We start from the raw sequence: 19,548 nt of genomic DNA, 5'->3' as shown, positions 1-19,548 counted from the left end.
TTCAGCGCTCCTCGAAGAAGGGGGACGACGCGTCGACGTCGCGCAGGCTCCACAGCGTGGGCCATCCGGTGGCGTTCGGGCTCTCGTCGTCGTAGCTGCTCAGCAGAGCCGGAGTCCGCGTACCGCGAGGCGCCTCGTAGACCAGGCTCGGCGAGAGATGCGCCGCGTCCCGCCACTCTTCGACGAGCCTGTTGAAAGCGAGGGTCGTGGCTTCCAGCTCGTGCGGCTCGACCTGCGCCACCCGCTCGAGCACGGCGGGACGGACGAGTCGTTCCAGGGCGGGGAGGAAGTCCTCGATCCGGGCCGCCCGGTCGTTCGCGGCGGCCTCGGGGAGCATCAGGCGGGTCAGCGCCACGACGACCGCGTGCAGCCCGCGGTCACGCGCCCGGGAGGAGAACGGCGTGACACTGCTGGACTCCACCTCCCGGTACAGCGCCGAGTGGAAGTGGTGGAAGTCCTCGTAGTGCGAGCGGTCCCGGGAGCGGGCCGAGTTGAGCATGACGGCAACGAGACCGGGGTGGCGACGGCCGACCCGGCTGGTGGCCTGGATGTACTCGGCAGTGGTCTGTGGCTGTCCCATCACGGCCATCAGACCGAGCCGACCGACATCCACCCCGACCGAGATCATGTTGGTGGCGAGCAGAACATCCAGCACGTCGGCCTGGGGGAGTCCCCGTTCGAGTTCCTTCAGCCTCCTGGAGATGTCGCTTGCGTTCGCCCGGCTGCTGAGTTCGGTGAGCCCGTTCACGGTGCGGGGCTTCGACCCGTCGCGTGCGGCGACGTACTCCAGCCGGTCCTGCACGTCGTCGAGGACCTGCAGTTCGGCGGCGGACAGCAGTCGCAGGCTGTTGAAGTAGCCGACCAGGGTCCAGTAGGCGTCCTTCACATCCGGGGGAGCGTCGTGCACCGCGGCACGGTGCAACAGCGCGGCATAGACGCGGATCAACAGGGTGGACTGACTGGTGCTGGAGGTCAGCAGACCGACGTAGCGGCGGGCGGCCGTCCTGTCGGGGGGTGTCTCGACCGCGAACCAGGAGTCGCGGGCGTCCAGACCGGCCGGCGGGAACTGTTCCACCCGGCGTGCGAAGAGGCGCGCCCCTTGCTCGTCCGCCCGTCGGATGGTGGCGGTCGAGGCGATGATCTTCGGCCGGGCCGCCAGGGTGTCCACCGCGGTCTCGTACAGACCGGTCAGGGTGCCGAGCGGACCGGAGATCAGGTGCAGCTCGTCCTGGACGATGAGCTCGGGCGGCCGGGTGCGGCCCGGGCGGTCCCGGTTGAACAACGCTGCGGACTTCTCCCGCCAGGGCATGGAAGCGAACTTGTCGACGGTGGCGATCACCAGGGTCGGCCGGGCCCGGTACACGGCCTGGTCCACCAGATGCACAGGGAGGCCGGTACGGAAGTCGCAGGCCGTCGACGGGCAGAGGATGTTCATGCGCTCCTTCACCTCGTCGACCGCGTAGTCGGCTGCCGACAGCGGTTCGCCGCACCAGGGGCAGTTCCGCAGCTGCACCGGGTTCTCGGTCTGCACCGAGCGGAGCGGGTTGGCCACGAGCTCGGCGAGCTTCTCGGAGGCGACGGCCAGTGTGTTGGGCGTCGCGGAGCGCCCGACCCACATGCCGATGGAGATCTCCTCCCGCCCCAGCGACTCCCGATCCGCCAATCGCAGTCTCTCCATGGCGCAGATCAGGGCCGTCGCCCGCTCGAACTGCTGCAGGGTCAACAAACGCAAGGTGTACCGCATCAGCACCGTGACACCCGCGCCGTCCTCGCCGTCGCGGAGCCGACGGAGGAAGGTGGTGAAGGCGATCAGGGCCAGGTAGGCCTCGGTCTTGCCACCACCGGTGGGGAACCACAGCAGATCGGCGACACCGCGGTCCTCGTGCTCGGAGTCGACGATGCCCGCCAGGCACAGCAGGACGAAGGAGATCTGGAACGGTCGCCACCGACCGGCGCGGACGTCGGGTGCGTCCTGCCGACCGTTCTTGACCCAGTCGCTCTGCGCCCGCTGCTCGGCCATGGCAAGGTTCGCCAACCGGAAGGCCCGGAGGACCTCGGGCCGCGCCGGGTCGGCCAGCAGGTCGACGCCGACGCGCATGCGGCGAAGTGCGTGTCGGCAGCGGTCGATCTGCTCGGCGGCGGTTCCCCGGTGCCCGTCGAGTGCCGGGGACCGCATCTGCGACTCCTGGGCGTCCACCCACTCCTCGTACCCGGCGAGCAGCCGGTGGAGTGACGCGACGACATCCTCGGCATCGGCGGTTCCGAGGCCGTGCATGGTGAGGGCCCCGGTGTCGATCAGCGGATTCGATTCCGTCAGCAGGACTTCGTGTGCGGGTACGAACTCGGTGCGCACCGCCGCGACGGCCGCTCGCCCCGTGGCAGGTTCTCCGATCGGAGAGGGGGACGAGTCCCACTGCGCGGCACACCCGTGGCCGGTGGCGAAGCTCGGCGCGTGACGGTGGAGCAGCCGGCTGAGTGCCTGTTCGGAGTCGACTGCCGCCAGTGCGGCCGGTCGCTCGACGAACGGTGCGGAGCCCTCCGGTACGCCGGTGACCTCCAGCACCGGTTGGTAGAAGCAGTGGGCGTCACGAAGGTCGTACGGGCCGATCTCCAGACTGTTCACCACGGTCGCGGTCACCGTCACGGTGTCCTCCGGACCCGAGGCCGGACGGACTAGGACCCGGAGTTCGAGACCGGGGTGCAGGACCGTCGGAGGCAGGTTCCCCGGGGAGGTGATGTCGACCTCCACGGCCTCGGGGTCGAGGGGGACGCGTCGCCAGTTCTCCTGTTGGGTCTTCGTCGTCCGCGCCTCGGAGCGTTTGGCAGGCACGGGCCTGCCCTCCTCGTCCTGCGGGACGTAGACGCCTGCCCGAACGGTGAAGCGGATCCGGCGCGCGGCCGTGGGGGCGACGGCGAAGGTGAGGCCGATCGAGGAGGGCATGCGCATGTTGGCGAGCGACACACCGAGGTCCGCGGCGGCTTCCTCGGCGTCACGTCGGGCCGTGAGTGGAGCGCTGTCCAGTCCGTCGCGTTCCGCTTCCAGCTCCGGGACCTCCGGACGGACCTCGTCCGACCGGGTTCGGGGGAAGAGCACACCGATCGGATACACGGTGATCGGCGCATCGTCCGTGAGGACCTCCTCCTCGCCCCCCACGGGGCCCAGCAGGTCGGAGCGGAGCGCCTCGAGAAGGGAATCGCACATCTCGTAGTGGGCTGTGTACGGCGAGTCGTTCATGCGGACCCCTCCTCGGTGTCGGCGTTCGTCGGGGCCTGCCCGTCGTACCACTGGAAGCGACCGAGACCGCAGAGCCGGGGGGCCAACCAGACTCCCCGATTGTCGAGGCCGGCCCGCTCGGCCACGGCGGCGTCGCCGGCCACGCTCTCGACGCAGTCGACCCGTAGTCCGGTGATCAGCGGTGGCCAGTTCTCGACCCCGGAGTGCGCATTGCGGCGGAGCATCCGCGACAGGTCCGTGCGGAACCGCTGCGAGACGACTGCGACCTGTCGCCCGTCCACGGTGACGGCGTACGGCGGCGACTGGTCCGGGGCGACCGGGATGCCGTGCAACAGCACCAGCTCCGCCCGCGCTCCCGGAGCGACCCCGGTCCGTAGGTTCTCGAGCAGCCTGACCGGATCCGCCCGCAGATCCTCCGCCCCCGGCGGAAGCTCGTGCGACACGTCGTCACCGAGGATCTCGATGCCGTTGCGTGCCCAGGAGCTCCGGCCGCCCAGGTACCAGCGGTCGAGCCGGCCGTCCTTGCGGACCTGCCACGAACTGGGGGCGTCCAGCACGTACAGGTCGTCCCGGGCCCGGGTCATCGCGACGTAGAGGAGGCGGGCCTCCGCCGCCGGATCGTAGTCGTACTTCTTCTTGGCGACGCGTCGTGGTTCCTTCAGCACGCGTGGTTCGACGATCAGCACCCGGTCGAACTCGAGGCCCTTCGCGCGGTGGACGGTCGAGACGACCAACGACGACGGCAGCGGGGCCGTGAGCTCGTCCGGGAGCCGTCGCTCGGCGAGTGCACGATGGAGTGCCGCCAGATCGAGCACGCCGCGGGCGCCCCTGGCGACCTTGCGCACGGACCGCCACAGCGCGTCGGGACCCGAGCCGGGTGGGAGTTGGAGGCCGTCGAGCAACTCCGTGAACCGGTCCTGCTGGAGCGTCGAGGCGTTGGTCGAGGCGAGCAGACCGGCGATCCACGCGGGCGCGGAGCGTTCCTGGGCCGACCGCTGGACGGTGTGGGGCACCCCGGCGTCCGCCAGGCGGCCGGAAACCATCAGGGCCTGGCCGTTGTCACGGCACAGGATCGCCGTGGTGCCGGGGTAGTCGTGGAGCGCGGCCTGGACGAACTCGGAGTCCAGGCTCCCGAAGTTCGGTGCTGTGAGCAGCAGGGCCCGCAGATCGCCGTGGATCCGTTCGGCCTCGGCGGCCGCCGCCCCGGGGTCGCGTGGCAGCCGCTGGAGCTGCGGACCGAACCGCAGGGCCGACCTGACCTCCTCGGTGCGCGCGCGGAAGTTCTCCCCCAGGAACAGTTCGACCAGGTCCTCGCCGAAGCTCGCCCGGAGCCAGTCCCGGAAGCGGTCCGTCTCCTCGGCGCGTCGATCCGGGTCGGAGACCTGGAAGCCGTACACGGACTGGGCCGAGTCGCCGACCACGGTGAATCCGCAGTTCTCCTGGAAACGGTCGAGCAACGCCTCCACCATCTCCCGGCGGGCACCGACCAGATCCTGGACCTCGTCGACGACGACGTGGGCCGGAACGCCATGCTCGCCGACCTCGACGGCGCCGCGGTCGATGGCCTCGGTGGCTGCCTCGATCCGCCGGTCGAACGGCAGGGTGCTCCAGTCGGTCTCCGGGTACGCGCGGTTCAACAGACCTGCGGCCCAGGCGTCGAAGGTCTGGGCCCGCACCCGTTGCGCGGCCGAAGGGCGGCGTCCGATCCGCTCGGTGAGTTCGCGGACCGCGGCTCGGGAGAAGCTGAGCACCAGGATTTCCGAGGTCTCCAGCTCCTCGCGTTCCACGAGGGCGTCCAGGCGTCGGACGAGCGTGTGGGTCTTTCCGGCTCCTGCGCCGGCCGTCACCAGCACACGAGCGTCCCAGGGCTGGTCGACGACGGTCTGCTGCTCGGCGGTGAGCACATGGTTCTCGAGGATCGGCGAGGTCACTTCTCCGCTCCCCACAGGTACTCGAAGTCGGTGAAGGCGAGTCGCTCCCCGAAGTTGGTGACGTTGTCCCGGACGTTGAGGATCAGGCAGATCTCCTTGCCACCGTTCCTGGGACCGCGCAGGCCACGTCCGATCATCTGCTGGTAGATGTGCTGGCTGTAGGTCGGACGGGCCACGACCACGGCGCGGGTGGCCGGCGCGTCGAAGCCCTGGGTGAGCACACCGTAGTTGGTGATCACCTGGATCCGACCGTTGCGGAAGGCGTCGATCCGTTGGCGCCGGTCGCTGACCGAGGTTGTCGAGTCGATGGCGGTGGCGGTGATCCCTCGGTCCACGAGCTTCGCGGCGAGGAACTTGGCGTGGGCCACGGAGGTGGCGAACACCAGGATCGGCCAGTCGGAGGGCATGTCGGCGATCTCGTCGATGATGCGCTGATTGCGCTCGTGGTCGTCGGCCAACCGTTGTTCGGCCCCCTTCGGCAAGGTCGCGAACGTTGCGGACCGCTTCAGCTCGTCGGGGTTGAGGGAGATCGTGCCACCGGCCAGCTCCCGATGACGCACCTCTGCCAGCACCCCGATGTGCTGCAGCTGCTTGATCGCATCGGCCAGATCGCCGTCGAACACCCCGGTGTCGAGGCGCTCGCCGAAACGCTGGACCAGGCGTCGGGTCAGTTCCTCGTTGTTCCGGTAGGGCGTGGCGGTGAGTCCGACCAGGTGCCTTCCGGTGCGGTGCTGGGTGAGTTCGAGCAGCTCGAGCAGCCGGGTGTAGCGGGGCGAGATGGCGGTGTGGGCCTCGTCGACCACGACGAGCGAAGTGTCCTCGCGCAGCCAGGCGTAGTCGTCGGTGTCCAGGCACTCGGCGAGCTTGGCGTCGGTGGCCACGACCAGGTGGATGCGACCGTCGACGGGAGTGGCCGAGTTGGACGACCACAGTCGACTGATCACCAGCGGGCGCTCGGGGCCGACCTTCGACCAGACGAACCGCCAGCTCTGGACGGCCTGTTCGCACAGCTCCTCGGTCTGGGCGATCCAGAGTACGGGCCCCGGACGGGACTCGCCCTCCCGGATCCAGCGGATCACGCCCTCGGCCGTCACCCTGGTCTTGCCGGCGCCGGTCGGCAGGCTCAGCATGCCGCGCTGTGGTGTGGGACTCTCCAGCAACCGGAACAGCGCCTGGGCGAGTTGCTCCTGGTACGCGTGCAGCGACGGGAACTCCGACGGCCCGTCGACCTCCAGCCGAGGGTCGAGCGACGGCGCCCGGGCGCCTGCGAAGGGGTCGGGGAAGCCGAGGTCGGTGACGAAACGGCGAGCCTTGTCGCTCCCGTTGAAGGAGGTCGGGGCCCGGGACGGGAACTCCAGGGCCAGGTCGCGGACGTGCTCCGCGAGGATCGACTCGCCGTGCGAGTTGAAGGCCATCTCCGCGATGCGGCGGGCCTCCGGCTGCTCGCCGCGCTCGTCGATCTCGCTCTCCAACAGGCCCGGCGGCAGGCCCCGGGTGAGCGCATCGGCGCCGATGAGCAGCGCGATCTTGTCGATGACGCTCTCGGCCTCCCGCACGGCCCGCAGGCGGGCCTGGAGCTGCTGGTCCTGCTCCTGACGGTCCTGAAGTTCGAGCGCCTGCCGGCATCCGGCCGTGCCGAAGCCCCACTTGAACTCGGTGTCGGCCGCGACCAGGATCTGCAGTCGATCGAGGGAGTCGAGCACGAGCAGGGTGTTGCCCTTGCGCGCGGCGGTGAGAGGGGTGGGCTCGGCACCCCTCTCGGTACGAATGACCTGTTCGAGCTCGGAGCAGCGCTGGATCTTGAGGTTGCTCCCGGCGTTGCCGATCCGGGCGCGCACGGTGGTGAATTCGTCGAACAGGGAGACCGGCGGACCGTTCTTGGCGGCCCGAAGCTCCTTGGTGATGACGTCCGAGACCTTGAGCATGCCCCACTCCTCGACCATCGCCTTGGCGGTGGCCGCGTCCGACCGGTCGGCAACCAGGACGGCGGGCAGCTGTTCGCGGACCAGCTCCTTGAAGTCGTTCTCGTTGGTCGCCACGGCGATCTTGCCGTCGGGGCGGCTGTCCCAGCTGTTCCCGATCCGGCACCGTGTCAGCACGCCTTCGGGGAAGTCGAAGCCGACCCGGAGCAGCAGGGCATAGGCACGGCCGATGAAGGCGTCGTCCTCGCTCTCCAGCACCCGGTCGAGCAGCGTCGCCCACCGACCGGGGGGCACGGCCTCGGCAGTGGTGGGCATCCCCAGTCGCTCCGCGACGTCCGCGCCGAGGTCGGCGACCGGCAGGACCCCGGCGTACTCCTTGAGCTGCGGACCCACGGCCTCGCCGACCCGGGTCATGCCCATCGAGGTGTTGACGCGCCCGTACTTGTTGACCATCCACCGCAGTGGGGAGAGCACTGCCTTGCGGGTCGCCGCCTGGGCACCGTACTGGCTGGTCCACTGTCGGACGATCCCCATCTCGGGCAGCGCCGCCACGAATCCCGCGCGGCCCTCGTCCGAGAGCGTCTCGAGAAGGTGCAGCGGTCCTGCGGTCGGGGCGCCTTCGAGGGTCAGCCTGGACAGGCTCGGCCGCGGGGCGTTCGAGGGCAGGGCCCGCAGGTGGTGCTCGTGCACAACCTCCCGGTACCTCTCGAACCATGGTTCCTGGTCCGGCCGGTGACCCGAGGACGGTCGATCGGTCAGTCCGAGGTCACGGAAGACCGGCCGGTCGCTGCCGTGGAAGTCCACGTCGACGGCGATCGACCGGTCCCGGCTGCCGTCGGCGGGCACCACGGGGCCGGGAACGAGGCAGTCGCGCATGGGGCGGAATCGACCGTCCACGGTCCGGACGTGCAGGGTCTCCAGCGGCTTCGGGACCTTCGCACGGATGCGGTCGACCTGTGCGTTGCCACCGGCGCTGCGCAGCAGCACCCAGAAGTTGGCCCAGTCCCCGGCCCCGTAGTGGTCGAACCCCTGGTCGAGGACGCCCTCGAAGCGCCCCTGGGCGTCGGCGACCCGGATGCCGATGTTGTGCAGGTGGCGGGCCATGTCGTTGCGCCCGGAAATCCGCGGGTCGACGTAGACCATGTCGTCGCGCAGCGCGTCCTCCGAGGTGCGGTGGAAGATCTCACCGGCCACCGGGGCGACCATGCCGTGGTCCTCGGTGAGCACGATCCGCGCCCGGCGGGCCGCCGCGGTGATCTCGGAGTCCCCACGCAGTCGACGGGACTGGTCGGTGAGCACCATCGAGGAGAGGATCTCGATGGCGTGGCAGGACGCCTCCGCCGTTCCGTCGCCGACCAGCGCCTCGAGCCAGGTGGTGACGCTCTCGGGTTTCAGCCCGGTCTCGTCGAGGATGTGGTTCATCTTGCCGCGACGCAGGGCGTTGTCGGCGGCATCGACGGACGGGTGGATCCAGTCCTTGGGACGGCCGGGGTACTCGGACCAGATCCGCACCCAGTCCTTCTCCAGGTGCGCCGGTGTGATGCGCAGGTCCGCCGGGATGCGCAGCTCACCGTCCTGGTCGGGAAGCGAGGGCATGCGGTTCGCGAGCGACCAGATCTGCCGGAGCAGGTAGTCGTCGGCCCAGTTGAGGGACTCCTTGGTGCGGCCCGGGAGCAGCGGCAGGTAGGCGGCCGGGTCCTCGGCCGGCATCAGGGCGGGGATCGTGCGCACGACCAGTTCGGCCGCGGCCCGCAGGAGTTCCAGATTGAAGGTGTTTCCGTCGAGCAGGTGCTGACGGTCCTCGTTGGTCTTCCACGGAGCGTTGAGGATTCCGCTGAGCGACACCTCGTACTTGGTCGGGAAGAAGGCCCAGAACTCGCCCTTCCCCTGCGGCACGGTGTGCAGACCGTTCTTCACGGTGTACTCCGGCACCGCCCAGGAGATGTCGAGGACCGGCCGGTACTGCAGCTCGCCGGCGCTGTCGCGCACACCGTCGGTGGGCCGGTGCGCCACGGAGTACACCTTCCAGTCCTCGACGGTGGACTTGGCCCCCCGGGTGATCTCCTTCAGCCGGCGGTGGACACCACTGTTCTCCACCGTGATCTCGCGGCGGACCGGGGGCATCGTCCGGTGGTCAAGCAGGAGAACCTCCCCGACGTGCGAGGAGAACAGCTGGAACCGGGAGGGGAAGGGGTCGACCTTTCGGCCGTCGCGGCCCTTGTGGCCGTTGATGTCGTGCCCGAGGCGTTCGGCGGCGCCCGGCAGGAGGGGGAGCCGGACGACCGTGCTGGCCCACTTGAGCAGGCTGGCGAGGACGCTGTCCTCGGCCCGCTCCCGGTCGACGTCGAGCGGCCGGGCCATCCGCAGCACCGGGGTGTCCACCTCCAGCGGCCCGGTGGCACCGAGGGCGGCGGCGATCTCCCCGGCGGACCAGTCGCGGTCGAAGCCGAAGCTGCCGCTGGTGCTGAAGAACTGCGGTGTGTCGCTGACGGAGAGCACCGACTTTACGCCGACGCCGAAGCGACCGATCTGACCCCCCCGCTTGCGCGAGACGCTCATGCGCAGGATGGTCTCGGCGCCCTCCGCCGTGACCGCTGTCCCTTCGTTGGCGCAGTAGAGGTGGGTGTCCGTCAGGACGACGTGGAGCTTTCCGCCGGGCGCCGCCGCGATCTCGTCGGCCCCGTTCTGCACGAGCTCGAAGAGCTGGCGGTCGCCGTAGCCGCCCTGGGTGATGCGGACCTCGCCGTTCGCGTGCTCCTGCACGAGACCGGGATCCACCCGGTACGTCTGGAGCACCACGGACGACTGTCGCAGCACCGTGGCGATGACGGGGGATGTGGAGGGGTCGGCGAACTGCCGGTCACTCATGGAGCACCTGTTCCGGGGTGTGTCCGAACGATCACGTGGGGTGGGGGTGCCGGCGCATGGTTGGCCGGCACCCCGAGTGGTGCGGTGGTGCGAGCGGAGGGGAGGAGCCCGATCAGCCCCGGACGCGGGTCGTGATCGTCGTCGTCACCGTGGTGGTGGTGGTGGTGGTGGTGGTCGTGACGGTGCCGGTGCGGGAGCGACGGGTGTGCGAACGGCGCATGCGGACCCGCACCCGCCCGTGCCGCCGCCCGATCGGACGCGGCCGGAGGCGCATGTGGACGGAGGCGCTCGGCTCCTCGGCGGAGGCGCGGGCGCGGAGGAGGAGCTGCCGCCAGTAGTCCAGCTCGGCGACGGTGAGGCAGTGCCGGGTCAGGAAGGCGGCCTGCTCCCGGGTGGTGGTGAGCGCATCGAAGTCCGCGATGCGACGGGCGATCCAACGGTTGTACGACATGATGTTTCTCTTCCCCTCCGACACGTGGACGCGGAAGCGCCCACAAGATACACCTCACCCCTCAACGGCCTTGGCCGGAGTGGGAGTTGTTGCCCCCGTGGCCCACGAGCCTAGTGCGTTGGCGGCGGCGCTGTCGACCCCGTTCCGAGGAAGATCGAAAACTTCTCGACGGGGCCTGCTGGCGCTGAAACGAGCATGCCGCGTCAAAGGGAATTTGACAAGTGTGATCACGTCAATCGAGGTGCTAGTCTGATTCCACAAGCCCGCCCGTCCAGGGCGGAAGGACATCGGAAGCGGTCGGGAGAGGGGTCGATGGAGGAGGAACACTTCGGCGTGTGGTTGGGGCGCCAGCTGCGCCGCGCCGGGATGTCGCAGGCCGAGTTCGCCGAACAACTGGGGCTCACCAGGGCCGCGGTGTCGGCGTGGGTCACCGGCCGGGCGCAGCCCCGGCCGGACCTCATGCCCAGGATCGCCGAGCTGCTCGCCACGGACGTGGCCACGGTCGTCACCCGGGACACGGACGCCGGAACGACCAGGCCGGTCCGATGGCACCACCGGCTCGCCCACCAGGACGGCGGCCGCGAGTACGGCAACGCCGCCGCGTTCGCCTTCGACGCCAACCTCGCGGTGCTGGCGCGCGAGGCCACCCAGAACAGCCTCGACGAGCGACTGGACGCGACCCGGCCGGTACGGATCCGTTTCACCCTGCACGAGCTGACCGGCGAGCACCTCCACTCCTTCCTCCGGGCGCTGCGGTGGGACGACATCGAGCCGCACTACGACGCGGCCGCACTGTCCCGCCAGAAGGTCGGTCGGGTGGTTGCCGAGGGGCTGCGCGGCCTCCGCGGCCTAGGTGACGAGGAACCGTCGTTGCTCCTCCTGCGGATCGACGACTACAACGCATCCGGCCTGACCGGCCCCGAGTACGGCGACGGGCGGTTCGCCGCCGTGGTCCGCCGCCAGCTCGACAGTCACAAGAGCAGCGACCGGGCGGGCGGATCGTACGGACTCGGCAAGGCCACCCTGTGGGCGGCGAGCAGGCTGGGCCTGGTACTGATCAACAGCACCCTGTCCGCCGCGCACGAGGGTCGCACCGCCCGGCGGGTGGTCGGCAGGCTCGACCTCCCATGGCGAACCGTGGACGACACCGCCTACGCGGGACCGGCGTGGCTCGGCGAACCCGACAGCGAGAAGGAGCACGAGGGCGTCTCGCGTTCCTGGTGGGCGGACGAGCAGACCGTTGCCGACCTGCACCTCGACCGCGACGGCGGCGATCCCGGGACGTCCTTCCTGATCGTCGGGGCGCACGACGCGGCGGGCAACTGCACCACACTGCAGGAGATGCAGAACGCACTGGTCACCGCCCTCGCCGACAACTTCTGGGCCGCGATGACGGCGGGCCGCTCGACCCCTGCCCTCCTGGAGGCCTCGGTCCGGGTCCTCCACAACGGGGAGGCCGTCCTGCCGGAACGACCGGTCGACCCCCGGGAGCACCGACCCGCGCTCACCCATGCTCTTCGGGCCTACCTCGACGGCGACACGGTGGAGGAGCTCACCGCCGCCGACCAGGTCGCCGCGGTGCGGGTCGCCCTGGACGTCCCGGCCCTGCGGTCCGACGGACGCCGGGTCAAGGGGGTCACCCACGAGGCCGTTCTCCTCGTCACCCCGGCCGACGACTCCGACGAGGAGCACAGCCGGATCGTGTGCATGCGCGGCACCCGGATGACCGTCACCTCCCGGCGGCCGCGCAACCTCGGGTTCGGCGCGGACCCGTTCCAGGCCGTACTGCTGGCGGGCTATGCCACCGGGGGGGACGACGCGGCGGTGCACGCCGCCGAGGCGTTCCTGCGCGCCGCGGAGCCCCCCGAGCACGACCGTTGGGGTACGACAGAGGACCTGACGGCGACCTACGCCAACGCCCCGAGGAAGCTGTCGGACTTCAACACGGCGATGGACGCGGCCCTGCGCGCGATCGTCGGTCGCCGGTTGGAGCGGCAGGAGTCTGCCGGGCCGGAGGTGCTCCGAAACCTGCTGCGTCTCGACCTGCCGGCCGCCGCCGCGCGGCGGGTGGACGGGCACCCCGCGGTGGAACGGACCAGGGGGCGGGTCGATGCTTCCGGTGCCTGGACACTGGACGTGGTGGTGAAGCTTCCACCGCGCGAGGACCCGTGGCAGTTGACGCCGGTCGTCAAATTCGACGTCCGGTCCGGTGGGCGCCCGTCGCTCAAGTGGGCGGAGCTGTCGGCCGTCGAGAACTGCAGGATCGTCGAGGGCCGGATCCTGGTGGACCCGGAGGCCCGCACGGCCAGGTTCACAGGCACCACTGCTGTCGGCAGCCATCCGGTCGCCGCCGCCCTCGCCGGTGTGATCGTGGAGGTTCAGCAGGCCCGGGAGGTCGCCCAGTGAGCACCGTCTACCCCTACCCGACCCTGCTGGGCAGGATCGATGTCTCGGTCCGGAGGGCGAGCATCGACGGCCGGGACCTGCCGCTCTCCTACGTCTCCGAACGGGAGCACGTTGTCGCCCTGCACCAGATAGACCGGGACGACTGGCGTGAGGGGGTGCTCGAGCTGGAGGTCACTGCTCCCGGCGACGAACTGGCCGACGGCCCGTGGGCTGCGGTGACCTGTGTCGCCATCCTGACCGAGGGCGCCACCAACGCCCGTACTGTCACCCGGCTCGAACGCAGCCGCACCGACCGCAAGTGGCGCGGCGAGGTGGTGGTCCGCCGGAGCTCGCACGTGGCGCGTGCGACTCTGCAGGTCAGTCTGGTCGGCAGCTACGACGGCGTTGACGGTCGGGTCATCGGAACGGCCGACGAACCCTGGTTCGTCGACCTCCTCGCCCGAACCCCGATCCGGCGCCGCGAGATCGAGATCAGACAGGAGGACTTCCGCGACGGTCCGCTCGAGTGGCTGCACCCCTTCAGGGACTCGCCGTGGCTGGTCGAGACCACGGGCGATCTGCCCGTGGTGTACCTCAACACGTCCTTCGAAGGCCTGACCGAACTGCTCAACACCCCGCGCGGTCCGTTGGAGAAGGCCACTGCCGGGCTGGTGGCCGCGCAGGTGGCGGGGGAGGCGTGGACCGCCATGTTCCATGCGGCGCTCGGCGACGTCGAACTCGACGAGGACGGTAGGCCCGAGCTCCCCGACGGCTGGAGAGAAGCCGCACTGCGTGCGATGCTGCCGGACGTCCTTCCCGGTCGACCCCTCGCCGATGCCCTGGCCGAGGCGCACGCCCGCCGACGCGAGGGGCACGGCTGGGCCGAACTCCAGTCCCGTATCCAGTTCGCGGCGGCCCGCCGGGCCCAGGTCCCCAAGCAGCTGACCACCGCCGTCCGAACCGTCTCGCGCAACCAGGAAGGTGCAAGCCGTTGACCCGGCCCGGAATCGACACCCCCGACCGGCTTGCCGTGTTGTCCCCGGCCGTCGCCGCCAAGTATCTGACGGTCGGGGTCCGCGCCGGCCGGGAGCAGCTGCCCCAGGTGGCGCTGCTGCGCGCGAGCGAGGCCGTCGACGACGACTCCGGCCGCTGGGACACGGCTCCGGTCCGGGAGCTCCTCGACGAGGCGATCCGCCGTTTCGGCGACTCGCCCACCGATGCCGACGCCTGGCTGTCGCCCCGGCTGCACGCGACACTCCGGTTGACCCGGGCGGAAGCCGCAGGGCCCGGCCTGTGGAATTTCCTCGCCCTGGTGGTCGCACCGGACTACGTGCTGTGGCGCCACCTCCCGCGCGGCGAGGCGAAGGACGACGAGCCGCCGAAGGTCAGCGCTCCCCGATTCACGGGGATCCACTACACCCAGGCCTTCGCCCGCCTGTGGTGGGCGGCCGAGCTGTTCCGTGACGGAGGCGACTACCGGCCGGTCGAGATCGCCTGCCGGAACCAGGACATGCTCAACACGGCGATGCGGCTGGACGCGATCGACCACCGTCCCACTGCCCTGGCCATGGTCCGGGTCCTGAAGGGGTTGGCCGAGTCGGGTGCCACTCGACTGGGTGACCGGGTCAACGCCCTCTGCACGGCGGTGAACGCGGCCGGCAGCACCTTGATGTACGACGTCATCGCCCAGGACGACCTTCCCGATCCGGACGCCCTGGTCTCCTGGGTGGCGGAGGCGGACACGGCACCTTCGGTCCCGTGGGACCGGCTGCCCGACGGTCCGCCCGAAGAAGCGGTGCGCCGCGACTCGGTGGACCGACTGGCCCGGATGTTCCAGCAGTTCAGCGAACACGCGCCGCTGCGGGACCGTGGGCGCAAGCACGAGGCTGAGGCGACGTCGTGACCGAGGGGTGGGGCGACCCCTTGCACGAAGGGGTCGCCCCACCCCTCGGTCACCGGCTCAGGCCCCGACGGTCACCGGTGCCTGCTTGTCGGACGCGACCTTCTGCTTCCACTCGTCCACGGAGTACATCGTGGACGTGCCGTTCGAGGGCTCCCAAGTGTCGAGGGTCTTCAGGGCCACCTCGACGTCCCCCGACCCGCGACGGAGGGCCGCGGCCAGGACGTGGACACCGAGACGCGGCGGAATGGCGTTGCCGATCTGCTGGGCCTGGTCGTTCCCGCGCCACGGGTAGTTCGCGGGGAAGGTCTGCAGGACACCGGACTGGGGGAGGCCGAAGCGCTCCTTGTTCTTGGGGTCGAGGGGGATGTCCGGGCGCTCCAGCCAGTTGCGGGAGACCTTGCCGGTGACGGTGAAGGCGGGCTCGTCGTGGCCGCGACGACCGCGGGCAGCAGGGTCACCACCGGTGCCGTAGTTCGACACCACCTCGTAGGGCGTCCGGACGTCCTTGAGCGCCTTCCCCATGGTGACCCAAGGCTGGAGACCGGCGTCGTGCGTGTCCTGGGCCGCACCCTTCCGGAACCGCCGATGGGTGGGCTTCGGGAACTCGACCACGTCGCTCAGCACCGAGTCCGCCGGACGCTTGCGTGCGATCAGGATGGCCCGTCGCCGGGTCTGCGGCACGCCGAACTCCTCGGTGTGCAGGACGGTGCATTCGGCGCTGTAGCCCCGCTCCTCCAGGATGCGCTTGTACTCCTGCCAGACCGGGAGTACGGCCGGCACCTGCTCCAGAACGATCGTGTCGTACCCGGGAGCGCCGTCGGCGAGGGCGGTGAGTGCCCAACGCAGTGGCTCCAGGACGAGGCCGGTCCGTTCGTCCTCGAGAGCGTCGAGCTCTCCCCGTACGTCCTCGCCCTTGGCCATCCGCCTGGCGAAGTCGAGGACCTGGTCCAACGCCTGCCGTCCCGCACCCTTGCCCGCAACGGTGAAGGTCTGGCACGGCGGACCGCCGGCGAGCACGTTGGCGTCGAAATGCCCGGGATCCAGTAGGCGGACATCGCCCTTCACCGTGGCCAGTCCGGCTGCGGTACGGGTCTGGCACGCGTTGTCGTCCCACTCCACGCCCGTCACCGGAACACCCAGCACATGCGCGGCCATGTCGAGGCCGCCGGGGCCGGCGAAGAGATCCACGATCTTGAATTCGGGGGTGGTTTCGGGCGAAGACATGGGGTCGATCCTAGCCCGCCAGCGCAGCGGCGATCGAACCACCGACGGCCTCGGCCAGCGGTGGAGGCAAGGCGTGCCCGATCTGGCGGTACGCGGGTGTCTTGAGACCGTGGACGATCCATTCGTCCGGGATGGCCTGGATCGTCGCTGCCTGACGGAGGCTGATCTGCGGACGCCCGTCGACAGGGAAGTCGGCGTCCGGTGGATTGTTGCTGAGACTCTTGCCCTCGACTCCCAGCGTCGCCCAGGCCCGCTTGCTACCGGTGGGACCGAGGTCCGGTCCGCCGTGAGTGCCGGATCCGCCGACGAGGGCCGGCGCCGGACGGTCGGCGTGTGCGGCCCACCGCTCGGCTCCGGTCCAGCCGTGGGAGGCCATCGAGGCGCCGAGGGCCTGGCCGACGGTGAGGGGCGGACAGTCCGCCGGCCGGGGCCAGGAGAAGTCGACTCCACCCCGATCGGCGAACGCGACGAGAAAACCGCTTTTGCGGTTCTGGGGGACACCGAAATCCACGGCGTTCAGAACTGCCCAGTACGACCGGTAGCCGGCATGGGTGAGTTCTTCCTCGATCCAGCTCCGGTCCTCGGCGAAGGTGTCCTTCTCGACGAGATCCGAGAGATTCTCCAGCATCAATGCCCTTGGTCGGACGGCGGTCATCAGCAGCACCGCCGCACGCAACACCCTGCGCCCGGCGTCGTTCCCCGACCGGCCGGCAGTGGCGGCCGACTTGATCCGGGGCAGTCCGCCGCTGAGGAGGTCGACGTCGTAGGTCTGGGGATGGTCCTCCGGATCGAAGTCGACGACGTCCTCGCACAGCACGTCCCAGTGCGGCCGGTTCAGCCGGACCGTCCTGCACGCGTTGTCCTCGTTGTCGATCAGCATCACCGGGTCGAACCCGGCCCGCTCCAGTCCGAGAGCCTGAGCACCGACCCCGGAGCAGATCTCCAGCGACGTGAACCTGCGGGACCCCAACGCGCCACCTCCATGAGTCGTTCGACCCAAGACTAGGGGCGGGCACCGACAATCCGGTCGGCCGGGTGGGTCAGGGAGCATCGCCGGGGGTCGCCACGTCCGGCGCCTCCGGCAGGGGCACGTCCGGGCGCAGTCGGCTGTAGACCGTCCGGGCGACGGCGGCCGGGGGTTCGTGCTCCCAGAACCGCAGCACCGTCCAGCCGTCCTCGGCCAGGTGGCGGGTGGTGTCCAGGTCGCGGCTGACGTTGCGGTCCAGCTTGCCGCGCCACCACTCGGCGTTGGACTTCGGGCTGGTCGCGTGCTCGGGGCAGCCGTGCCAGAAGCAGCCGTCGAGGAAGACCGCGACCTTCGGCCCGGGGAACAGGATGTCCACGGTCCGCCGCGGCAGCCCCGGGACCTTGGCGTTCACGCGGTAGCGCAGCCCCCAGCGGAACAGCAGCCGCCGGACGGCCAGTTCCTGCGCGGTGTCGCGGGACGCCTGGCGGCTCATGCGGGCCGCGACGGACGGGGAGGAAGCGGCGGGCGAGGACATGCGACCCAGTATTCCGCAGCCCCCTGACAGCGCCGGAGGGGCGCGGCCCCGGGAGCTCCCGGGGCCGCGCCCCTTCTGACGTCCGGTGCCGGGCTCAGCCGCGTGGGGCTCCGGCGGGCTCCGCGTCGGCGGCCCGTCCGGTCCCGGCGCTGTTCCCAGCGGCCTCGTCCACAGCACTCGTCTCCGCGGCCAGCTCGAGCTTGACGGCGGCGAGGCTGGGGTTGGCCCAGGCGCTGCGGACGCCCCAGGCGTAGAAGGCGAGCGCGATCAGGGCGACGACCAGCAGGTCCCAGCCCTCGGGGAGGTAGCCCTCGCCGCCGAAGTCGGTGGAGCCGGCCCAGGAGACACCGGCCATCACGAACAGGTAGGCGACCATCCAGGCGCCGGCCTTGAGGTGCGGCTTCAGCTCGGCGAACGGCTTGCGCAGCTCGTACCAGGCCCAGATCGGCAGACCGGCGGCCATCAGCAGGATGACCTTGCCGGTGAGCGGCCAGCGGGCCCAGTAGAGGACGAGCGAGCCGAAGATCATGGCGATCGGGGCGATCACCGGCATCGCGCGCAGCCGGACCGGCCGGGGCAGCTCGGGCGCCAGGCGGCGCAGCGCCATCACGGCGACCGGTCCGGTGATGTAGGAGATCACGGTGGCCACCGAGACGATCTCGGCGAGCGAGCCCCAGCCGCGGAAGACCGCGAGGAAGCAGAAGGCGACGACCAGGTTGAGCACCAGCGCCGGGCGCGGGATGCCGGTCTTCGGGTCGACCCGGCCGAAGAGCTTCGGCAGGTGGCCGTTCTCCTGGACGCCGTGGATCATCCGGGAGGTGGTGGCGGCGTAGATCATGCCGGTGCCGCTGGGGGAGACGAAGGCGTCCGCGTACAGCAGCAGGGCGAGCCAGTTCAGGCCCCAGGCGATGGCCAGATCGGCCAGCGGCGAGGTGTAGCCGAGGCCGCCCCAGCCGTTGGCCAGGTCGGCGGTGGGAACGGCGCCGAGGAAGGCGATCTGCAGCGCGACGTAGATCACCAGGGCGATCAGGATCGAGCCGATCACGGCCTTGGGCAGCGACTTGCCGGGGTCACGGGCCTCACCGGCCAGGTTGAGCGGCGACTGGAAGCCGTTGAAGGCCCAGACGATGCCGGAGACCGCCACCGCCGTGAACACCGCGCTCCAGCCGTTCGGCGCGAAGCCGCCGTGGTCGGTGAAGTGCGCGGTGTCGAAGTGCGCCAGCAGCAGGGCGCCCGCGGTGAGGGTGGGGACGACGACCTTGAACACCGTGATCGCCGTGTTGGTCTTGGCGAACAGCGTGATCGCGAACCAGTTCAGCGCGAAGTAGACGAGCAGCAGCACACTGGCCACGGCCACGCCGCTGACGGACAGCTCCTGTCCGTCGAAGAGGCCCTTGGCCCAGCCGAAGTCCCAGGAGCTCATGTACTGCACCGAGGCGGTGGCCTCGCCGGGGATGACCGAGACGATCGCGATCCAGTTGGCCCAGGCGGCCAGGTACCCGGCCAGCGAGCCGTGCGAGTACTGGCCGTACCGGACCATGCCGCCGGCCTTGGGGAACATCGAACCGAGCTCGCTGTAGGTGAGCGCGATGGTCAGGGCGACGGCCGCGCCGATCACCCAGGCGACGATCGAGGCCGGTCCGGCCAGCCGGGCGGCCCGCTCGGCCCCGAAGAGCCAGCCGGAGCCGATGATCGATCCGAGTCCGACCGCGGTGAGGCTGATGGTGCCGAGCGAGCGGCGGTAGTGCTGATGGGATGCCGTCGTCGACTCGGGCTCACTCACCGTATCGGTCCTCTGTCTCGTCGTGTCACTTTGTTTTCCGGACAAACGGGAAGAGCCTAAGGGGCGAAATCGGGCGAAACCTCAGCTGGACCTCAGATTCACCGCAAAACACCCGATCGTTGCCATCTCGTGTCCGAACCTCTGACCTTCGGCGGGGGCGCGCGGAGACAACCGGCGGGGAGCGCGCGGGGCGCCCGGGGGAGCCCCTCAAGGAGCGCCAGGGGAGGCCCTCAAGGGGTGCCAGGGGAGATCCTCAAGGAGCGCCAGGGCAAAAAGAAATTCCCCGTGGGAACTCTTGCGAGTTCCCACGGGGAATCGATGGTGTCCGAGGGGGGACTTGAACC

11 protein-coding genes are annotated in these 19,548 nt (G+C 70.3%); 3 read left to right on the top strand and 8 right to left on the bottom strand.

Annotation, left to right across the window (positions count from 1 at the left end; all coding sequences use genetic code 11):
* Position 1: 1 nt before the first annotated feature.
* From VR45_RS13440 to VR45_RS13425, 4 genes are all read right to left on the bottom strand, one after another.
* Positions 2–3,235, bottom strand: a complete 3,234-nt coding sequence (locus VR45_RS13440; protein ID WP_045939959.1) for a helicase-related protein — start codon at positions 3,233–3,235, stop codon at positions 2–4.
* The gene (locus VR45_RS48595) at positions 3,232–5,166 is read right to left on the bottom strand and encodes a UvrD-helicase domain-containing protein (protein WP_045939958.1); all 1,935 of its coding nucleotides are present in this window, start codon (positions 5,164–5,166) and stop codon (positions 3,232–3,234) included. Before VR45_RS48595 ends, VR45_RS13440 begins: the two co-directional genes overlap by 4 nt.
* Complete coding sequence (locus VR45_RS48590) at positions 5,163–9,956, bottom strand: DEAD/DEAH box helicase (RefSeq protein ID WP_045939957.1); 4,794 nt, start codon at positions 9,954–9,956, stop codon at positions 5,163–5,165. The genes VR45_RS48595 and VR45_RS48590 overlap by 4 nt, the downstream gene beginning before the upstream one ends.
* Before the next feature lie 112 nt (positions 9,957–10,068).
* Positions 10,069–10,407 carry a hypothetical protein gene (locus VR45_RS13425; RefSeq protein ID WP_045939956.1) on the bottom strand — a complete coding sequence of 113 codons (339 nt, stop codon included), beginning with the start codon at positions 10,405–10,407 and terminating at the stop codon, positions 10,069–10,071.
* 312 nt (positions 10,408–10,719) lie between these two features.
* Here VR45_RS13425 and VR45_RS13420 point away from each other — a divergent pair, with 312 nt between their 5' ends.
* The 3 genes from VR45_RS13420 to VR45_RS13410 are packed head-to-tail and all read left to right on the top strand — an operon-like array spanning position 10,720 to position 14,695.
* On the top strand, positions 10,720–12,813 hold the full coding sequence (locus VR45_RS13420) for a helix-turn-helix transcriptional regulator (protein ID WP_045939955.1): 2,094 nt from the start codon (positions 10,720–10,722) through the stop codon (positions 12,811–12,813).
* The gene (locus tag VR45_RS13415) at positions 12,810–13,787 is read left to right on the top strand and encodes a hypothetical protein (RefSeq protein WP_045939954.1); all 978 of its coding nucleotides are present in this window, start codon (positions 12,810–12,812) and stop codon (positions 13,785–13,787) included. The genes VR45_RS13420 and VR45_RS13415 overlap by 4 nt, the downstream gene beginning before the upstream one ends.
* Complete coding sequence (locus tag VR45_RS13410; protein WP_045939953.1) at positions 13,784–14,695, top strand: DUF6339 family protein; 912 nt, start codon at positions 13,784–13,786, stop codon at positions 14,693–14,695. The genes VR45_RS13415 and VR45_RS13410 overlap by 4 nt, the downstream gene beginning before the upstream one ends.
* Before the next feature lie 57 nt (positions 14,696–14,752).
* On the opposite strand, the gene VR45_RS13405 is transcribed toward VR45_RS13410, so the two are convergent.
* From VR45_RS13405 to VR45_RS13390, 4 genes are all read right to left on the bottom strand, one after another.
* Positions 14,753–15,919 (bottom strand): DNA cytosine methyltransferase, encoded by a 1,167-nt coding sequence (locus tag VR45_RS13405; RefSeq protein WP_063772470.1) that lies wholly within the window; start codon positions 15,917–15,919, stop codon positions 14,753–14,755.
* A 10-nt stretch (positions 15,920–15,929) separates the two neighbouring features.
* Positions 15,930–16,889 (bottom strand): DNA cytosine methyltransferase, encoded by a 960-nt coding sequence (locus VR45_RS13400; protein ID WP_045939952.1) that lies wholly within the window; start codon positions 16,887–16,889, stop codon positions 15,930–15,932.
* Between the two features lie 70 nt (positions 16,890–16,959).
* A complete protein-coding gene (locus VR45_RS13395; protein ID WP_234325964.1) occupies positions 16,960–17,421 on the bottom strand; it encodes a very short patch repair endonuclease in 462 nt (153 codons plus the stop codon).
* 94 nt (positions 17,422–17,515) lie between these two features.
* Positions 17,516–19,204: an APC family permease gene (locus tag VR45_RS13390; RefSeq protein ID WP_045939951.1), complete on the bottom strand. Its 1,689-nt coding sequence runs from the start codon at positions 19,202–19,204 to the stop codon at positions 17,516–17,518.
* Positions 19,205–19,548 lie beyond the last annotated feature (344 nt).

The sequence above is a fragment of the Streptomyces sp. NRRL S-495 genome, assembly GCF_000966955.1.
GTDB lineage: Bacteria > Actinomycetota > Actinomycetes > Streptomycetales > Streptomycetaceae > Kitasatospora > Kitasatospora purpeofusca.
This window is presented reverse-complemented; position numbering and strand designations above follow the sequence as displayed.